13 protein-coding genes are annotated in these 16,837 nt (G+C 72.2%); 4 read left to right on the top strand and 9 right to left on the bottom strand.

The window, feature by feature from the left end; genetic code table 11:
• Positions 1-65: 65 nt before the first annotated feature.
• Together sucD and sucC are read right to left on the bottom strand one after the other, a co-directional pair.
• On the bottom strand, positions 66-977 hold the full coding sequence (gene sucD, locus Sm713_RS34240; RefSeq protein WP_212913827.1) for a succinate--CoA ligase subunit alpha: 912 nt from the start codon (positions 975-977) through the stop codon (positions 66-68).
• Between the two features lie 12 nt (positions 978-989).
• Entirely contained in the window at positions 990-2,129 is a 1,140-nt protein-coding gene (gene sucC, locus Sm713_RS34235; protein WP_212913826.1) for an ADP-forming succinate--CoA ligase subunit beta, read from the bottom strand.
• 246 nt (positions 2,130-2,375) lie between these two features.
• Between sucC and Sm713_RS34230 the strand changes: the two genes are divergently transcribed.
• The 4 genes from Sm713_RS34230 (at position 2,376) to Sm713_RS34215 (ending at position 8,944) form a co-directional block, all read left to right on the top strand.
• Entirely contained in the window at positions 2,376-4,070 is a 1,695-nt protein-coding gene (locus Sm713_RS34230; RefSeq protein ID WP_212913825.1) for a thiamine pyrophosphate-binding protein, read from the top strand.
• Between the two features lie 12 nt (positions 4,071-4,082).
• On the top strand, positions 4,083-5,324 hold the full coding sequence (frc, locus tag Sm713_RS34225) for a formyl-CoA transferase (RefSeq protein ID WP_212913824.1): 1,242 nt from the start codon (positions 4,083-4,085) through the stop codon (positions 5,322-5,324).
• A 3-nt stretch (positions 5,325-5,327) separates the two neighbouring features.
• The gene (locus tag Sm713_RS34220; protein ID WP_212913823.1) at positions 5,328-7,475 is read left to right on the top strand and encodes an acetate--CoA ligase family protein; all 2,148 of its coding nucleotides are present in this window, start codon (positions 5,328-5,330) and stop codon (positions 7,473-7,475) included.
• Positions 7,476-7,543: 68 nt separating this feature from the next.
• Positions 7,544-8,944 (top strand): OFA family MFS transporter, encoded by a 1,401-nt coding sequence (locus Sm713_RS34215; protein WP_212913822.1) that lies wholly within the window; start codon positions 7,544-7,546, stop codon positions 8,942-8,944.
• A gap of 22 nt (positions 8,945-8,966) precedes the next feature.
• On the opposite strand, the gene Sm713_RS34210 is transcribed toward Sm713_RS34215, so the two are convergent.
• The 7 genes from Sm713_RS34210 to Sm713_RS34180 all read right to left on the bottom strand — a co-directional run bounded on the left by Sm713_RS34210 (position 8,967) and on the right by Sm713_RS34180 (position 16,654).
• Positions 8,967-10,031: a sugar phosphate isomerase/epimerase gene (locus tag Sm713_RS34210; protein WP_212913821.1), complete on the bottom strand. Its 1,065-nt coding sequence runs from the start codon at positions 10,029-10,031 to the stop codon at positions 8,967-8,969.
• Between the two features lie 153 nt (positions 10,032-10,184).
• Positions 10,185-11,648: a nucleotide pyrophosphatase/phosphodiesterase family protein gene (locus tag Sm713_RS34205; RefSeq protein ID WP_212913820.1), complete on the bottom strand. Its 1,464-nt coding sequence runs from the start codon at positions 11,646-11,648 to the stop codon at positions 10,185-10,187.
• Positions 11,645-12,814 carry a metabolite traffic protein EboE gene (gene eboE / locus Sm713_RS34200; protein WP_212913819.1) on the bottom strand — a complete coding sequence of 390 codons (1,170 nt, stop codon included), beginning with the start codon at positions 12,812-12,814 and terminating at the stop codon, positions 11,645-11,647. Before eboE ends, Sm713_RS34205 begins: the two co-directional genes overlap by 4 nt.
• A gap of 3 nt (positions 12,815-12,817) precedes the next feature.
• Entirely contained in the window at positions 12,818-13,738 is a 921-nt protein-coding gene (locus tag Sm713_RS34195) for a TatD family hydrolase (protein ID WP_212913818.1), read from the bottom strand.
• On the bottom strand, positions 13,738-14,619 hold the full coding sequence (locus tag Sm713_RS34190) for an EboA domain-containing protein (protein ID WP_212913817.1): 882 nt from the start codon (positions 14,617-14,619) through the stop codon (positions 13,738-13,740). Before Sm713_RS34190 ends, Sm713_RS34195 begins: the two co-directional genes overlap by 1 nt.
• Positions 14,616-15,575, bottom strand: a complete 960-nt coding sequence (locus Sm713_RS34185; RefSeq protein WP_212913816.1) for a sugar phosphate isomerase/epimerase — start codon at positions 15,573-15,575, stop codon at positions 14,616-14,618. Before Sm713_RS34185 ends, Sm713_RS34190 begins: the two co-directional genes overlap by 4 nt.
• Positions 15,572-16,654, bottom strand: a complete 1,083-nt coding sequence (locus Sm713_RS34180; RefSeq protein ID WP_374196109.1) for an SCO3242 family prenyltransferase — start codon at positions 16,652-16,654, stop codon at positions 15,572-15,574. The genes Sm713_RS34185 and Sm713_RS34180 overlap by 4 nt, the downstream gene beginning before the upstream one ends.
• Between the last annotated feature and the right edge of the window lie 183 nt (positions 16,655-16,837).

Below are 16,837 nucleotides of genomic sequence, written 5' to 3'. Positions count from 1 at the left end.
GTTGGGCGCCCGCGCGAGGCGGGCACCCTGCGGCGCCCGCACGGGGCGGGCGCCGCGGGGGCACGTCAGGTACGCAGTTGCTCCAGCACGAGCCGGGCGGCTGCGGTGGGGGTGGAGCCGACCCGGACTCCGGCGGCCTCCAGCGCCGCCTGCTTGGCGGCCGCCGTGCCCGAGGAGCCGGAGACGATCGCGCCGGCGTGGCCCATGGTCTTGCCCTCGGGGGCGGTGAAGCCGGCGATGTAGCCGACGACGGGCTTGGTGACGTGGTCCTGGATGAAGGCCGCGGCCCGCTCCTCGGCGTCGCCGCCGATCTCCCCGATGAGCACGATCAGGTCGGTCTCGGGGTCGTCCTGGAAGGCGGCGAGGCAGTCGATGTGGGTGGTGCCGATGACGGGGTCGCCGCCGATGCCCACACACGTGGAGAAGCCGACGTCGCGCAGCTCGTACATGAGCTGGTAGGTGAGCGTGCCGGACTTGGAGACCAGGCCGATCCGGCCGGGCTTGGTGATGTCGGCGGGGATGATGCCGGCGTTGGACTGGCCGGGCGTGATCAGGCCGGGGCAGTTGGGGCCGATGACCCGGGTGCCGCTCGCCCTGGCGTGTGCCTGGAAGACGACGGCGTCGTGGACGGGGATGCCCTCGGTGATGACGACGGCGAGGCCGATGCCGGCGTCCGCGGCCTCCATGACCGCCGCCTTGCAGAAGGCGGGCGGCACGAAGACCACGCTGACGTCGGCGCCGGTCTCGTCCATGGCCTCGCGCACGGAGCCGAAGACCGGGACGGCGGTGGGGGTACCTCCCAGACCCTTAAGGTCCTGGGGGACGTCGAAGTCGACGGACCGGCCGGCTTTGCGGGGGTTGACGCCGCCCACCACGTCGGTGCCCGCGGCGAGCATCCTGCGGGTGTGCTTCATGCCCTCGCCACCGGTCATGCCCTGGACGAGGACCTTGCTCTCCTTGGTGAGGTAGATGGCCATGTCCCGGCTCCTTCAGTGCGCGTTGGCGAGGTCGGCGGCGCGGCGCGCGGCGCCGTCCATGGAGGTGGCCTGCTCGACGAGCGGGTGGCGGTGCGTTTCGAGGATGGTGCGGCCCTGCACGGCGTTGTTGCCGTCGAGCCGTACGACGAGGGGTTTGGTGAGCCGTACGGTCTGAAGAGCCTGCACGATGCCGTCGGCGACCGCGTCGCAGGCGGTGATGCCGCCGAAGACGTTGACGAACACGGACCTGACGGCGGGGTCGGCCAGGATGACGCCGAGGCCGTCGGCCATCACCTGGGCGGACGCCCCGCCGCCGATGTCGAGGAAGTTGGCGGGCCGGGCGCCGCAGCCGGCGACCACGTCGAGGGTGGACATGACGAGTCCGGCGCCGTTGCCGATGATGCCGACCTCGCCGTCCAGCTTGACGTAGTTGAGGCCCTTCTCCGCGGCCGTCGCCTCCAGGGCGTCGCCCTCGTCGTCGAGCGCGGCGAGGCTCTCGCCCCAGCGGGTCTGCCGGAAGCGGGCGTTGTCGTCGAGGGTGACCTTCGCGTCCAGCGCGAGGATCTGCCCCTGGGCGGTGCGTACCAGCGGGTTGACCTCGACGAGCAGCGCGTCCTCGCGCACCAGGACCTCCCAGAGCCTGATGAGGACGTCGACCGTCTGCGGCGGCAGCTGGGCGGCTTCGGCGATCTCCGCGGCGCGGGCGGAGGTGACCCCCTCCGCGGGGTCGATGGGGATGCGCGCGACGGCCTCGGGCCGGGTGGCGGCCACCTGCTCGATGTCCATGCCGCCCTCGGCGGACGCGATGGCGAGGAACCGGCCGGAGGCGCGGTCGAGCACGTAGGAGACGTAGTACTCCTGCTCGATGTCGACCGGCGCGACCACCATCACCTTGTGGACCGTGTGGCCCTTGATGTCCATCCCGAGTATCTGACGTGCCGTCAGTTCGGCGGCGGCGGGGTCGGCGGCGATCTTGACTCCGCCGGCCTTGCCGCGTCCACCCGTCTTCACCTGCGCTTTGACGACGACGCGCCCTCCCAGCCGGCGGGCGATCTCCCGGGCCCCCTTGGGGGCGTCGGTGACCTCCGCCTTCGGTACCACGATTCCGTGCTCCTCGAAGAGTTCCCTTGCCTGGTGTTCGTACAGGTCCATCTCGGCTCCTGACTGCTGTGGACGCCGGGTGAAGATCCCTCGGCGCCTCGAAAAGTGGTGCACGCCCCCTGGACACCACCCACCGGATGCGGGATAACAAGCTTCATACAGTATTCGTCGACTGTATGCAATCTACTGAGTACCGCAGAGAACACCACCGCGAAACCACCGCAGCAACCCGGTGAGAGCGCCTGTGAGCAGCACGGGAGCTCTCACCCCTCCCCTACGAAGGGACAGGACTCCGCCATGTCCGACGAGAGCAGCGACAGCACCCCGGACCTCATCTCCGGAGGGCATCTGGTCGCCAAGGCGCTGAAAGCAGAGGGCGTCGAGGTCATCTACACCCTGTGCGGCGGCCACATCATCGACATCTATGACGGCTGCGTCGACGAAGGCATAGAGGTCGTCGATGTACGCCACGAGCAGGTGGCGGCACACGCGGCCGACGGGTACGCGCGCATCACCGGCAAGCCGGGCTGCGCCGTCGTCACAGCGGGACCCGGCACCACGGACGCCGTCACCGGTGTCGCCAACGCGTTCCGCGCCGAGTCGCCGATGCTGCTGATCGGCGGCCAGGGCGCGCACACGCAGCACAAGATGGGGTCCCTCCAGGACCTCCCGCACGTCGACATGATGACCCCGATCACCAAGTTCGCCGCGACGGTGCCGGACACGGCGCGCGCGGCGGACATGGTGTCGATGGCCTTCCGCGAGTGCTACCACGGTGCCCCGGGCCCGTCGTTCCTGGAGATCCCCCGCGATGTCCTCGACGCGAAGGTGCCGCTGGAGAAGGCCCGGATCCCCAAGGCGGGCCAGTACCGCGCCTCCACCCGCAGCGCCGGCGACCCCGAGGCCATCGAGAAGCTCGCCGACCTGCTGGTGCACGCCGAGAAGCCCGCGATCCTGCTGGGCAGCCAGGTGTGGACGACGCGCGGCACCGAGGCCGCGATCGAGCTGGTGCGCACCCTGAACGTCCCGGCGTACATGAACGGCGCCGGCCGCGGCACCCTGCCGCCCGGGGACCCGCACCACTTCCAGCTCTCCCGGCGCTACGCGTTCTCCAACGCGGACGTCATCGTGATCGTGGGCACGCCGTTCGACTTCCGCATGGGCTACGGCAAGCGGCTGTCGCAGGACGCCACGGTCGTGCAGATCGACCTGGACTACCGCACCGTCGGCAAGAACCGCGACATCGACCTCGGCATCGTGGGCGACGCGGGCCTGGTGCTGAAGTCGGTGACCGAGGCCGCGTCCGGCCGGGTCAACGGCGGTTCGTCCAAGCGCAAGGAGTGGATCGACGAGCTGCGAGCGGCCGAGGAGAAGGCGCTGGAGAAGCGGCTGCCGAACCTCCGCTCGGACGCCTCGCCCATCCACCCGTACCGCCTGGTGAGCGAGATCAACGACTTCCTCACCGAGGACTCGATCTACATCGGCGACGGCGGCGACATCGTCACCTTCTCCGGGCAGGTCGTGCAGCCGAAGTCGCCGGGCCACTGGATGGACCCGGGCCCGCTGGGCACCCTCGGCGTCGGCGTTCCGTTCGTGCTCGCCGCCAAGCAGGCCCGTCCCGACAAGGAGGTCGTCGCGCTCTTCGGCGACGGCGCCTTCAGCCTCACCGGCTGGGACTTCGAGACGCTGGTCCGCTACAACCTCCCGTTCGTCGGCATCGTCGGCAACAACTCCTCGATGAACCAGATCCGTTACGGCCAGAAGGTCAAGTACGGCGAGGAGCGCGAGCGGGTCGGCAACACCCTCGGCGACGTGCAGTACGACAAGTTCGCCCAGATGCTCGGCGGCTACGGCGAGGAGGTCCGCGACCCCGCGGACATCGGCCCCGCGCTGCAGCGCGCCCGCGAGTCCGGCAAGCCCTCGCTGATCAACGTGTGGGTCGACCCGGACGCGTACGCCCCCGGAACCATGAACCAGACCATGTACAAGTGAGGTGGACGCGCCATGACAAGTACCGGGACCAAGGCACTCGAGGGCATCCGAGTCCTCGACATGACGCACGTCCAGTCCGGCCCCTCGGCGACCCAGTTGCTCGCCTGGCTCGGCGCGGACGTCGTGAAGCTGGAGGCTCCGACCGGCGACATCACCCGCAAGCAGCTGCGGGACCTGCCGGACGTGGACTCGCTGTACTTCACCATGCTCAACTGCAACAAGCGCAGCATCACGCTCAACACCAAGACGGAGCGCGGCAAGGAGCTGCTGACCGAGCTGATCCGCCGCTCCGACGTGCTGGTCGAGAACTTCGGGCCGGGCGCCATCGACCGGATGGGCTTCACCTGGGACCGCATCCAGGAGATCAACCCGCGGCTCGTGTACGCCTCCATCAAGGGCTTCGGCGACGGGCCGTACACCAAGTTCAAGGCGTACGAGGTGGTGGCCCAGGCGATGGGCGGCTCGATGTCCACCACGGGCTTCGACGACGGTCCCCCGCTGGCGACCGGCGCGCAGATCGGTGACTCCGGCACGGGCGTGCACTGCGTGGCGGCCATCCTCGCGGCGCTCTTCCAGCGCGAGAACACCGGCCGCGGGCAGCGTGTGAACGTCGCGATGCAGCACGCCGTGCTCAACCTCTGCCGCGTGAAGCTGCGCGACCAGCAGCGCCTCGCGCACGGCGCGCTGCGGGAGTACCCGAACGACGACTTCGGCGACGAGGTGCCCCGCTCCGGGAACGCCTCCGGCGGCGGCCAGCCCGGCTGGGCCGTCAAGTGCGCGCCGGGCGGCCCGAACGACTACGTGTACGTCATCGTGCAGCCCGTCGGCTGGGCGCCCATCTGCGGGCTGATCGGCCGCACCGAGCTCGTCGACGACCCCGAGTGGGCGACGCCGGAGGCCCGGCTGCCCAAGCTGGGGAAGATGTTCCAGATGATCGAGGAGTGGTCCTCGACGCTCCCCAAGTGGGAGGTCCTGGAGAAGCTCAACGCCCACAACATCCCGTGCGGCCCGATCCTGTCGACCAAGGAGATCATCGAGGACTCCTCGCTGGTGGCCAACGAGATGGTCGTCGAGGTCGCACACCCCGAGCGTGGCACCTTCACCACGGTCGGCTCGCCCCTGAAGCTCTCCGACTCACCCGTCGAGATCACCAGCTCTCCCCTGCTGGGCGAGCACAACGCAGAGGTGTTCGTCGGCGAACTGGGCCTCCAGGACGAGGAACTGCGCCTGCTCAAGTCGAACGGAGTGATCTGATCCATGCCACCTCTTGATGGAGAAGCCCGCGTACGGAAGGTGCGGGGCCTCCTCGATGCCGTTCGGGCCGAGGGGCGCACCGCCCTCACCGCGCCCGAGGGCAAGGTGCTCGCGGATGCCTACGGCATCGCTGTTCCCGGTGAGGACCTGGCGAGGGACGTCGACGAGGCGGTGGCCGCGGCGGCCCGCTTCGGCGGCCCCGTCGTCATGAAGATCGTCTCGCCGGACATCCTGCACAAGACCGACGCCGGCGGCGTCGTCGTCGGAGTGGAGGGGGCCGACGATGTGAAGGCCACCTTCCACAAGATCGTCGAGAACGCCCGTGCGTACGCCCCCGAGGCCCGTATCGAGGGCATCCAGGTGCAGGAGCTGCTGCCGCAGGGGCAGGAGGTCATCATCGGGGCGGTGACCGACCCGACGTTCGGCAAGGTCGTCGCGTTCGGCCTCGGCGGCGTGCTCGTCGAGGTGCTCAAGGACGTCACGTTCCGCCTCGCGCCGGTGGACCCCGGCGAGGCCGCCTCGATGCTGGACTCCATCCGGGCCGCGGAGGTGCTGCGCGGCGTGCGCGGCCAGCAGCCGGTGCACCGCGAGGCGCTGGCCGAGCAGATCCGCCGGGTCTCCGAGCTGGTCACCGACTTCCCGGAGATCGCCGAGGTGGACCTCAACCCGGTGATCGCCACCGCGCAGAGCGCGGTCGCCGCGGACATCCGGGTGATCCTCGCGGAGAGCATCCCGAAGCCGCGCCGCACGTTCACCCGCGACGAGATCCTCACGTCGATGCGCCGGCTGATGGAGCCCCGCTCGATCGCGGTGATCGGCGCCTCCAACGAGCAGGGCAAGATCGGCAACTCGGTGATGCGCAACCTCATCGACGGCGGATTCGGCGGGGACATCCACCCGGTGAACCCCAAGTCCGACGACATCCTGGGCCGCAAGGCGTACAAGAGTGTCACGGACGTGCCCGGCGACGTGGACGTGGCGGTCTTCGCGATCCCCGCCAAGTTCGTCGCCTCGGCGCTGCGCGAGGTGGGCGCCAAGGGGATACCCAACGCGGTGCTGATCCCGTCCGGCTTCGCGGAGACCGGTGAGCACGCGCTCCAGGAGGAGATCGTCGCGATCGCCGAGGAGTTCGGCATCCGGATGCTCGGGCCGAACATCTACGGCTACTACGCCACCTGGCAGGACCTGTGCGCCACGTTCTGCACGCCCTACGACGTCAAGGGCGGTGTGGCGCTCACCTCGCAGTCCGGTGGCATCGGCATGGCCATCCTCGGCTTCGCCAGGACCACCAGGACGGGCGTGTCGGCCATCGTCGGCCTCGGCAACAAGTCGGACATCGACGAGGACGACCTGCTGACCTGGTTCGGCGAGGATCCGCACACCCAGTGCATCGCCATGCACCTGGAGGACCTCAAGGACGGCCGGGCGTTCGTGGCGGCCGCGCGCGAGACGGTGCCGAAGAAGCCCGTGGTGGTCCTCAAGGCCGGCCGCACGGCCGCGGGCGCCAAGGCCGCGGGCTCGCACACCGGCGCGCTCGCGGGCGACGACGCGGTGTACGACGACATCCTCCGGCAGGCCGGTGTGATCCGCGCACCGGGGCTGAACGACATGCTGGAGTACGCGCGGGCGCTGCCCGTGCTGCCCGCCCCCAAGGGCGACAACATCGTGATCATCACGGGCGCCGGCGGCAGCGGTGTGCTGCTCTCCGACGCGGTCACCGACAGCGGCCTCAAGCTGATGGAGATCCCGGCCGACCTCGACGCGTCGTTCCGGAAGTTCATCCCGCCGTTCGGCGCCGCGGGCAACCCCGTGGACATCACGGGCGGCGAGCCGCCGTCGACGTACGAGGCGACGATCAGGCTGGGCCTGGAGGATCCGCGGATCCACTCGCTGGTGCTCGGCTACTGGCACACCATCGTCACCCCGCCGATGGTGTTCGCCGAACTCACCGCCCGCGTGGTGGCGGAGTTCCGCGAGCGGGGCATCGAGAAGCCGGTGGTGGCTTCGCTGGCGGGCGACACCGAGGTCGAGGAGGCGTGTCAGTACCTCTTCGAACGCGGCGTCGTCGCCTACCCCTATACCACCGAGAGGCCGGTCCAGGTCCTCGGTGCGAAATACCGCTGGGCAAGGGCTGCCGGGCTGCTCACCTAGCCCTTCCCGGTGCGCGAAAGGTTTGGACAGGGGGCGCTGGCCAGTTCTTTCGAAGCCAAGGGGATCTCATGAGCACTACGGAACAACCGGACGCGGCAGGAATCGCGTACCGGGAAGTGACAGACAGCATGGGCCGCATGTATCGCGTCGGCGAGAGCGACCGGGAGATCCTCGGTTACTCCCGCAAGCTCATGGTGTACCTGCCGTGGGTCGCGATGATGGCCATCAGCGTGTTCGAGTACGCGTACGGTTCGGCGGAGGACGTGCTGTCCTCGGCGCACGGCTGGACGCAGAGCAACACCTTCTGGATCCTGAGCGTCTGGACGTTCTTCCAGGCGGGAGTCTCCTTCCCGACCGGATGGATGCGGGAGAAGGGCATCCTCACGGCGCGCCGAGCCATGCTCACCGGCTCCGTGCTGGCCCTGCTGGGATTCCTCGCGATATCCCACTTCCACAACGTCTGGCTCGCCATCGTGGGATTCGGCGTCCTGGGCGGAGCGGGTTCCGGGTTCGTCTACTCGACCTGCATCAACATGGTCGGCAAGTGGTTCCCGGAGAAGCGGGGCGGCAAGACGGGATTCGTCAACGGCGGATTCGCCTACGGCTCCCTGCCGTTCATCTTCATCTTCAACTTCGCCTTCGACACCAGCAACTACAAGACGGTCCTCGACCTCATCGGCGTGTTCGTGCTCGTCGTGGTCGCCCTCTGCGGCTGGTTCTTCAAGGACCCGCCGAAGAACTGGTGGCCTGCCGAGGTCGATCCGCTGAAGTACGCGCAGGCGAACAAGAAGACGGCGCGCAGCCTCGCCAAGAACCCGCCGGCGACCAAGCAGTACACGCCGATCGAGGCCCTCAAGACCGGTCAGCTGCCGCTCATCTGGGTGCTGCTGGTCATCACCGCGGGTGTGTCCATCTTCGGGATCTCCTTCCAGGTGCCGTTCGCGAAGGACGTGGGCTTCGGCCCGCTCGTCGCGGCGAACTCGGCGGGCATCCTCTCGGTGGTCAACGGCGTCGGGCGCGGTGTCGTCGGCTGGCTCTCCGACCTGTGGGGCCGCAAGACAGCCCTGATCTTCGTGATCCTGGTGCTGGGCTTCTCGCAGTGGGGGATCCTCTGGGCGGGCAACATGAACAACGAGGCGCTGTTCCTGATATTCGCCTTCTTCTCCGGGTTCGGCGGCGGTGCGTTCTATCCGATGTTCGCCTCGCTCACACCGGACTACTTCGGTGAGAACAACAACGCCACGAACTACGGCATCGCCTACAGCGGAAAGGTGGTCAGCGGCCTGTTCGGCGGTGGCATCGGATCGATGGTCATCGACCGCTGGGGCTACGACGGTGCGTACACCACCGCCGGAGTGATCTCCCTGGTGGCTGCGGGCCTGGCGCTCTTCCTACGGAACCCGGGCTATCCCCGGGGCAGCAGGAAGATCGAGCCGAACCCGCAGCCGATCAGCAGGGAAGTGGTGTGAGAACCGGCCGGCCGGCCCTCGGTTACCGCCCCTCGTTCAGCTCCAGCAGGTAGGCCGCGGAGCGGCGGGCGGTGCTGTAGGAGTCGGCCGGCTGGTCGTGTTCGACCTGCCAGTGGTGGTCGTGCCCCTTGCGGGTGTGGTTCACCGCGGTCAGGAAGGACTGGTAGTCGATGTCTCCGTCCCCGACGTCCACCATGTCGTAGCCGTCGGTGGCGGATTCGTCGTGTACGCCGTCCTTGACGTGGAAGAGCGGGTAGCGGCCCGGGTTCCTGAGCACGTAGTCGATGGGCTCGAACGGGGCGGGGGTGCCGTCGGGGCGCTTGGAGAACCGGAACTGCCCGCAGAACGCCCAGTAGATGTCCATCTCCAGGAAGACCAGGTCCGGATCGGTCTCCTCCACCAGCACGTCGTACAGGCGCACGTCGGGCCGGTCGCTCGCGAAGGCGAACTCGTCCGAGTGGTTGTGCTGGTAGAACTTCATGCCCCGCTTGCGGGCCGCGGCGCCGTAGGTGTTGAACTCCTCGGCGGCCCGCTTCCAGCCGTCCACCGTGGAGCCGTAGCGGCCCGGGTTGGAGGCCGTGCCGATGTGCGGCAGGCCGAGGGCCTGGGCGTCGTCGAGCACCTGGGTGAGGTTCTGCGCGAAGGTGTACGCGCCCGGGTTGTTGTCGTCGTAGTACCCGACGTGGCTGCCGATCGGCTTGAGCCCGTGGTCGCGCGCCAGGCGCCTGAGCTCGCCGGTCGTGATGTCGCCCGTGCCCTGCGTGTAGCCGGCGAACTCGATCTCGTCGTAGCCGTACAGCTCCAGCTCGTGGAAGACGGCCGCGAAGCCCGCGGAAGCCACCTTGTCGCGCAGCGTGTAGAGCTGGATGCCCAGGCGGCCCTTCGGAACGGCGGGACGGCCGTGCCCGTGGCCGCCGCCGTGCGCGCCCGCGGGAAGGGCCTCGGCCGCGGTCGTGGCGGTGCCGAGCAGCGCGGCGGCGGTGGCACCGGCGGCGACGCCGAGCATGCCGCGTCTGCTCAGCCGGCGGCCGATCTCCGGGTCGTACGCCTTGCTGGAGGGGGTGTTGCGGCTCGAACGGTGGGTCATGCGGAACTCCTCGTGATCCGGTGGCGTGGTGCGTGATCCGGTGGTGGTGCGAGGGGTGGCGGAGGGGGAGCCGCCCGGCCGCCGCCAGGCGTCCGATGGCGGCGGCAGGGGGCCGTGGTCAGGACGGGCGGTGCCGCGCCCCGGGCCGGTGCCTCACCCGGGGGACTCCGCCCGCGCTTCGGGCCGCGGGGAGAGGCCGGCCAGCGAGAGCAGCAGGGACTTCACCTCGGTGGCCTCGACACGGCCCTCGACGGCCCCGGGGACGGAGCACAGGATGAGCGGGCCGCTCTCGGCGTCCGCGGGAAGCCTGCCGTGGCTGCCGCGGATGGGCGACGGGTCGAGGGGCACCACGGCCATCCGGTAGCGCATGCCGAGCTTCTTGCGGGCGAGCGCGCCGGCCGCCTTGAGCTTCACGTACGGGTCCCGCGGGTCCATGAAGAGCTCGACCGGGTCGTAGCCGGGTTTGCGGTGGATCTCGACGAGCTGCGCGAAGTCGGGCGCACGGGCGTCGTCGAGCCAGTAGTAGTAGGTGAACCACGCGTCGGGTTCGGCCACGGCGACCAGCTCGCCGGAGCGCGGGTGGTCCAGGTGGTGGGCCTTCTTGCCCTCGTCGTCGAGCAGGTGCTCGATGCCGGGCAGCTCGCCCAGCACGGCCCTGACCGTCTCCAGGTCCTCGGGGCGCCGGACGTAGACGTGCGCGATCTGGTGGTCGGCGACCGCGAACGCCCGGGAGGCCATCGGGTCCAGGTACTCCATGCCGTCCTGGGTGTGCACCTCCAGCAGCCCGGCGCGGCGCAGGGCGCGGTTGATGTCGACGGGCCTGCTCACCCGCGTGATGCCGTACTCGGAGAGGGCGACCACCGTGCGGCCCTCGCGCCGCGCGTCGTCGAGCAGCGGGGCGAGCGCCGTGTCGAGTTCGGCGGCCGCGCGGTGCGAGCGGGGGTCGTCGGGTCCGAAGCGCTGGAGGTCGTAGTCCAGGTGGGGGACGTAAGCCAGCGCCAGGTCGGGGTGGCGGGTGCGCAGGAGGTGGCGGGTGGCGTCGATGATCCACTGGCTGGAGACCAGGTCGGCGGTGGGCCCCCAGAAGTTGAACAGGGGGAAGGTGCCGAGCCGCCCGGTCAGCTCGTCGTGCAGGGCCGGGGGCCTGGTGTAGCAGTCGGGCTCCTTGCGGCCGTCGGCGTAGTACACGGGCCGGGGTGTGACGGTCCAGTCGGTGTCCGCGCCCATGGCGTACCACCAGCAGATGTTGGCGACCGTGTAGCCGGGGTGCGCCCGGCGGGCCGCGTCCCACAGCCTGTCGCCGGCCACGAGGCCGTTGTGCTGGCGCCACAGCAGGACGTCGCCCAGCTCGCGGAAGTACCAGCCGTTGGCGACGATGCCGTGCTCGGCCGGGGTGGTGCCGGTGAGGAAGGTGGACTGCGCGCTGCACGTCACCGCGGGCAGCACGGTGCCCAGTTCGGCACGGCTGCCGGCGCGGGCGAACCGCGTCAGGCGCGGCATGTGCGCCAGCAGCTGCGGGGTGAGGCCGACCACGTCGACGACGAGCAGCGGGGTCGGGCCCCCGGCGGGGCGGTCCTGGCGAGCGGCGGTGGCCGGCGCGGGTTCGGGGGCGGTCATGGGAGTTCCTTGAGGCCGAGGTCCGTCAGGAGGTCGCGGGCGAGGGTGAGTTCCGCGGCGATGCCGTCGGCGAGCTGGGTCCGGGCGCGCGGGCGCAGCTCGGGGGGCAGGGCCTGCCAGGTGTAGGTCTCCACCTCCAGGTGGCGGGTGAGCGGCCTGGGGCCGCCGACCAGCCGCGTGAGCGTGTCGGTGAGCACGGCGAGCGTGGAGGTGAGGGGAGCTGCGGGGGCGGCGTGCAGGGGGACGTGGAAGTGGGCCCGCCAGGGTGTGCCGCCGGGCAGGGCGGTGCCGGCCAGCGCCTGGCCGAGGTCGTCGGTGCCGAGCAGCCCTTGCGGGGTGCGGGCGCGCGTCTGGTGCAGGAAGCGCGGCTCGTCGAAGACGGCGAGCGCGGTGCGCACCGCGGGCTCGTCGGGATGTTCGGCGTGCAGGGCGGCCGAGAGCTGCGACTTGACGACGGGGACGCCCGCGGCGGCGAGGGAGTCCAGGGCGCTGCCCGGCTCCTCGAAAGAGGTGGCGAGGTGGCAGGTGTCCACGCAGATGCCGATCCGGGGGTGGCCGATCCCGGTCAGCGGCGCGATGGCGTCACCGGTGGTCTCGACGACGCAGCCGGGCTCCGGTTCCAGGCCGATCCGGATCGAGCGGCCGGTCAGCTCGTCCAGCGCGTCCAGGCGCTCCCCGAGGGTGGTGAGGGCGGCCAGCGCCCGGTGGGCCCGGTCGGGGTCGTGGGCGGTGCGCCAGGCAAGCGGGAGGGTGGAGATGGTGCCCTCGGTGACGTCGTCGGGCAGCAGGCTGGCGAGCAGCCGGGCCAGGTCGGCTGTGTGGGTGAGCCGCTCGGGGTCGGCCCAGTCGGGCTTGTAGACGCGGTACTTGACCTCCTCGGCGCCGAAGCCCTCGTAGGGGAAGCCGTTGAGGGTGACCACTTCGAGGCCCCTGCGGTCGAGTTCGGCGCGCAGGCCGCGCAGCGCGGCGGGGTCGGTGACGAGCGTGCGTGCGGCGTCCCGGGCCAGCCACAGGCCGATGCCGAGCCGGTCGCGGCCCAGCCGCCTGCGCACCGGCTCGCAGTGGTCCCTGAGCTGGGCGAGGACGCCCGTCAGGGTCTCCGCGGGGTGGACGTTGGTGCAGTAGGCGAGGTGCACGGTGGAGCCGTCCGGGTGGCGGAAGCGCATGCCTCACTCCCCCGCCGGCGTGGGGCCGGCACCCTCGGTGCCCGGGGCCGGGGCCGGATCGGCCGGGCGGTCGTCCTTGGGGACGCCGCGCAGGATGGAGTTGCCCTCGTGGCTGGCCGCGGGCGCGGCGACGTCCAGGGAGAGCCGGCCGCTGAGGCCGTAGAAGGCCACGGGGTTGCGCCACAGCACGCGGTCGACGTCGTCCTCGGTGAAGCCCGCCGCCAGCATCGCCTCGGCGACCTTCCGGGTCTTCAGCGGGTCGCTCTTGCCCCAGTCGGCCGCGGAGTTCACCAGCACCCGCTCGGGCCCGTACTCCTGGAGCACGGCCACCATCCGCTCCTCGTCCATCTTGGTGTCCGGGTAGACGGAGAAGCCGAGCCAGCAGCCGCCGTCCTTGGCCTCCTTGACGGTGGTCTCGTTGAGGTGGTCGATGAGCACCCGCTCCGGCGGCAGGGCGGACTCGTGCACCACGTCGAGGGTGCGGCGCAGCCCCGCGAGCTTGTCGCGGTGGGGGGTGTGCACCAGCGCGGGCAGCTCGTGGTCCGCGGCGAGCTGGAGCTGCGCGGCGAGCGCGGAGTCCTCGGCCGGGGTCATGGAGTCGTAGCCGACCTCGCCGACCGCGACCACGTTGTCCTTGACGAGGTACCGGGGCAGCTCGTCGAGGACGGGGCGGCAGCGGGGGTCGTTCGCCTCCTTGGGGTTGAGCGCGAGGGTGCAGTGGTGGGCGATGCCGTACTGCGCGGCGCGGAAGGGCTCCCAGCCGAGCAGGGAGTCGAAGTAGTCCAGGAACGACTCCGGCGAGGTGCGCGGCTGGCCCAGCCAGAAGGACGGCTCGACGACCGCGCGGACGCCCGCGGCGTGCATGGCCTCGTAGTCGTCGGTGGTGCGGGACGTCATGTGGATGTGGGGATCGAAGATGCGCATCAGGACTCCTCGCCGGTCGAAGGGGCCTTGAGGGCCGTCGGGGTGCCCGGGGACGCCTGGTCCGCCGGAGGCGGGGCAGCCGGGGCCGCCTCCCGTGCCGGGGGCGGCCCGGGTGCGGCGGGGTGCTGGGCGGTCGCGGTGCCCGCCGGGCCGCCCGTGAGGCCGCCCGTCAGGCGCAGGACCTCGAACAGGTCGGCCGGCACGGCCCGGCCCGCCGCTCGCCGCTCCTCGGCGTAGTCCCCGAGCATCCGGGCGAGTTCGCCGTCGCCGCCGGCGCGCTCGGCGAGGGCTGCGACGGCGGCCACCGGCACACCCGTGAAGAGGCACTTCAGCACGGCGTGCCGCCAGGCGTGCGCATCGAGGTGGGCGGCGGCGTAGGGCCCGACCGCCGCGGCGACCAGGCGGGTGTCGTTCGTGCGCAGGGCATCCTCGACGAGCGGCAGCGCCTCGGGGCCCCCGGTCAGGTACGGCAGCGCCGCCAGCACGGCACGCCGCTCGGCCGCGCTGCCCTGGCCGTAGAGGCGGGCGACGGTGCCGGGGGCGGGGCGCGCCGCGCTCAGCAGCAGCACCCGGGCCGCGTCGGCGTGCTCGGGCCCGCAGCGGCGTCCGGCCTCCGCGAAACGGAGCTCCCAGGCGGGCATGCGGCGGGGGGCGGGTCCGGCTTCCCCGCCGCGGTGGGCGGTTGCCGCGGCTGCCGTGGCGTCCGCCTCCGGGGCGGGGCCGGCGGCATCCTCGGCCAGGGCGAGGGCCCGGTCGAGCCACTCCCTGGCCGGGGCCGCCAGCTCGGCGTCGAGCCGCGCGCGGAGGTCGGCGGCGGATTCGTCGGGCGCCGCGGGGGCCGGGGGCGGCGTGGTGCCTGCGGCGGGGTTCGAAGCGGTCACGCGGTGCCTCCTTCGGGGGTGGGCGCGCCGTGCGCGGGCGCCTGGGCGCGGGCGGCGGCGTCGGCCGCGGAGCGCAGGAAGCGCAGGGAGTCCTGGGCCAGTGACGGGCCCGCGTGGGAGTGGCGGGGCAGTTCGACGACGGTCAGCCCCCGGTAGCCGGTCTCCGCCAGGGCGGCCAGCACGGGCGGGAAGTCGATCTCCCCGTCCCCGAAGGGCAGGTGCTCGTGGACGCCGCGGCGCATGTCCTCGATCTGGACGTGCCGCAGCCACGGCGCCGCCTGGCGCACGCAGTCCTCGGGCGGCAGCGGCTCCAGGCACTGGCAGTGCCCGATGTCCAGGGTCAGGCCGAGCAGGTCCGGGTCGCCGAGTTCGGCGCGCAGCCGGTGGAAGCCGGCGAGCGAGCCGAGGAGGTGGCCGGGTTCCGGCTCGACCGCGAGCGGCATGCCCGCGGCGCCGGCGGCGTCCAGCACCGGGCCGAGGGCCTCGGTGAGACGCTTCCACGCGGTGCTCTCGTCCGTGCCCTCGGGGGTGATGCCGCTGAAGCAGTGCACCGCGTGCGCGCCGAGTTCGGCGGCCACCTCGATGGCGCGGGTCAGCAGCCGCACGCGGGCGGCCCGCGCGTCCGGGGCGGGATCGAGCAGGGACGGCCCGTGCTTGCGGCGCGGGTCGAGCACGTAACGGGCCCCGGTCTCGACGGTGGCGCCCAGGCCGAGCTGGTCCAGGCGCCGGGCCACCCGCCGGGTGCGGGCCGGCAGGTCCGGGGCGAGCGGGTCGAGGTGCATGTGGTCGAGGGTCAGGCCGACACCGCGGTAGCCGAGGTCCGCGAGCAGGCCCAGGGCGTCGTCGAGCCGGAGGTCGGTGAGGCCGTTGGTGCCGTAGCCGAAGCGGAGCGCGCGGGGGTCGCCGGGCCCGGTGGCACCCGGGGCCTTTGCGTGTGCCGAGCCGAGTGGGGTCATGTGACGCTCACCTTCCGTGCGAAGGCACGCGCGGCCGGGGCGAGGGCCGCCGTCAGCAGGGCCGTGCCCCCGTGCCCGGCGCGGGCGATCAGCGCGGCCTGAAGGGGGATGGTGGCCCGGATGCCGCCGCCCACGGCCCGCTGGGTCAGCTCCGGCGAGGGGTTGAGCGCGGCGTGCAGCAGCGGCTGGACGGCCGTGCCGGCGTAGGCCGCGGCGAGCAGCGCGCAGAGGGCGTCCGCGGGGCGGGCGAGGCGCAGGCCCACGAGGAGGGGTGCGCCGGATGGGGCGCCGGCGGACGGGCCCGCCATCCCGGTGGGCCCCGGCATCCCGCTGAGCCTTGGCATCCCGGTGAGCCCCGGCATCCCGCTCGGGCCCGGGGACGCGCTCCGGGCTGATGGGCCGTAGCGGCCGGGGGCGGCGTCCCGTGTGGGGCCCGGCAGGCCGGGGGCGGCTGCTGCCACCCGGCCTGCCGGGAGTGCGGGGAGGGGCGGCGCGCCGCTCTCCGTGTCGCGCCGGACGGTGGCGCGCCCGCCGACGACGGCGCGCGCCAGCGCGCCCGTGACGGCCAGCGCGCCCAGCGGCACGGCCGAGGAGCCGCCCTGCGCCTCGTGGCGCGAGACCGCGGTGACCGCGAGGGTGTGGGTGCCCAGTAAGGCCGCGGAGGGCAGGGCGGGACCGACCCGGCCGCTGGTCGCCGCGGCGCCGAGCAGCAGGTCGAGCCCGCGGGCCGCGGCCATCGCGGCGGGGCCCGCCGGGGTGTGCTTCAGGTGCAGATCGTAGGCCCAGACCGTGGCGGCGATCCCGGTGGCGACGGTCAGCGCGGGGCGGCCGGCGGCCGCGGCGAGGGCGAGCCCGGCCGCGGTCAGCGCGCCGGCGGTGGCCAGTGCGGCGGCCGGTCTGATCCGGCCGGACGGCAGCGGGCGGTGCGGGCGGTCCACGGCGTCCTCCGCCCGGTCCGCCCAGTCGTTGAGCGCCATGCCCGCCTCGTAGAGGCAGAGGGAGGAGCCGATGGCGAGCAGGGTGCCGCGGCCGTGTCGCGCGCCTGTCGCGGCGGCGCCGGCGAGGGCGTCGCCGGGCACCGTGAAGAGTGCGGGGAGGCGGAGCAGTTCGGCCCAGGCGTGGGGTGCGCTGTCGGGCGCGGGGGGCCGAGGCGGGGGTGCGGTCGGTGCGCCTTGTTCACCCGGTTCGCCCGGGGCGGCGGCGTCTGCCCCCTTGGCTCGGTCGCGATCCTTCGGCTCCGTCGTGGCGGGTTGCGCAGTTCC

It is taken from the genome of Streptomyces sp. TS71-3 (assembly GCF_018327685.1).
Taxonomy (GTDB): domain Bacteria; phylum Actinomycetota; class Actinomycetes; order Streptomycetales; family Streptomycetaceae; genus Streptomyces.
Note: the sequence above shows the minus strand (reverse complement) of the source record. Positions and strands in the feature narration are given on the sequence as shown.

What these genes read in the sequence shown, in the direction of transcription:
- frc (WP_212913824.1), top strand. Translation starts at nt 4,083, where the DNA reads ATGACAAGTACCGGGACCAAGGCACTCGAGGGCATCCGAGTCCTCGAC.
- Sm713_RS34195 (WP_212913818.1), bottom strand. Translation starts at nt 13,738, where the DNA reads ATGCGCATCTTCGATCCCCACATCCACATGACGTCCCGCACCACCGAC.
- sucC (WP_212913826.1), bottom strand. Translation starts at nt 2,129, where the DNA reads ATGGACCTGTACGAACACCAGGCAAGGGAACTCTTCGAGGAGCACGGA.
- Sm713_RS34215 (WP_212913822.1), top strand. Translation starts at nt 7,544, where the DNA reads ATGAGCACTACGGAACAACCGGACGCGGCAGGAATCGCGTACCGGGAA.
- Sm713_RS34205 (WP_212913820.1), bottom strand. Translation starts at nt 11,648, where the DNA reads ATGACCGCCCCCGAACCCGCGCCGGCCACCGCCGCTCGCCAGGACCGC.
- Sm713_RS34185 (WP_212913816.1), bottom strand. Translation starts at nt 15,575, where the DNA reads ATGACCCCACTCGGCTCGGCACACGCAAAGGCCCCGGGTGCCACCGGG.
- Sm713_RS34230 (WP_212913825.1), top strand. Translation starts at nt 2,376, where the DNA reads ATGTCCGACGAGAGCAGCGACAGCACCCCGGACCTCATCTCCGGAGGG.
- Sm713_RS34210 (WP_212913821.1), bottom strand. Translation starts at nt 10,031, where the DNA reads ATGACCCACCGTTCGAGCCGCAACACCCCCTCCAGCAAGGCGTACGAC.
- eboE (WP_212913819.1), bottom strand. Translation starts at nt 12,814, where the DNA reads ATGCGCTTCCGCCACCCGGACGGCTCCACCGTGCACCTCGCCTACTGC.
- sucD (WP_212913827.1), bottom strand. Translation starts at nt 977, where the DNA reads ATGGCCATCTACCTCACCAAGGAGAGCAAGGTCCTCGTCCAGGGCATG.
- Sm713_RS34220 (WP_212913823.1), top strand. Translation starts at nt 5,328, where the DNA reads ATGCCACCTCTTGATGGAGAAGCCCGCGTACGGAAGGTGCGGGGCCTC.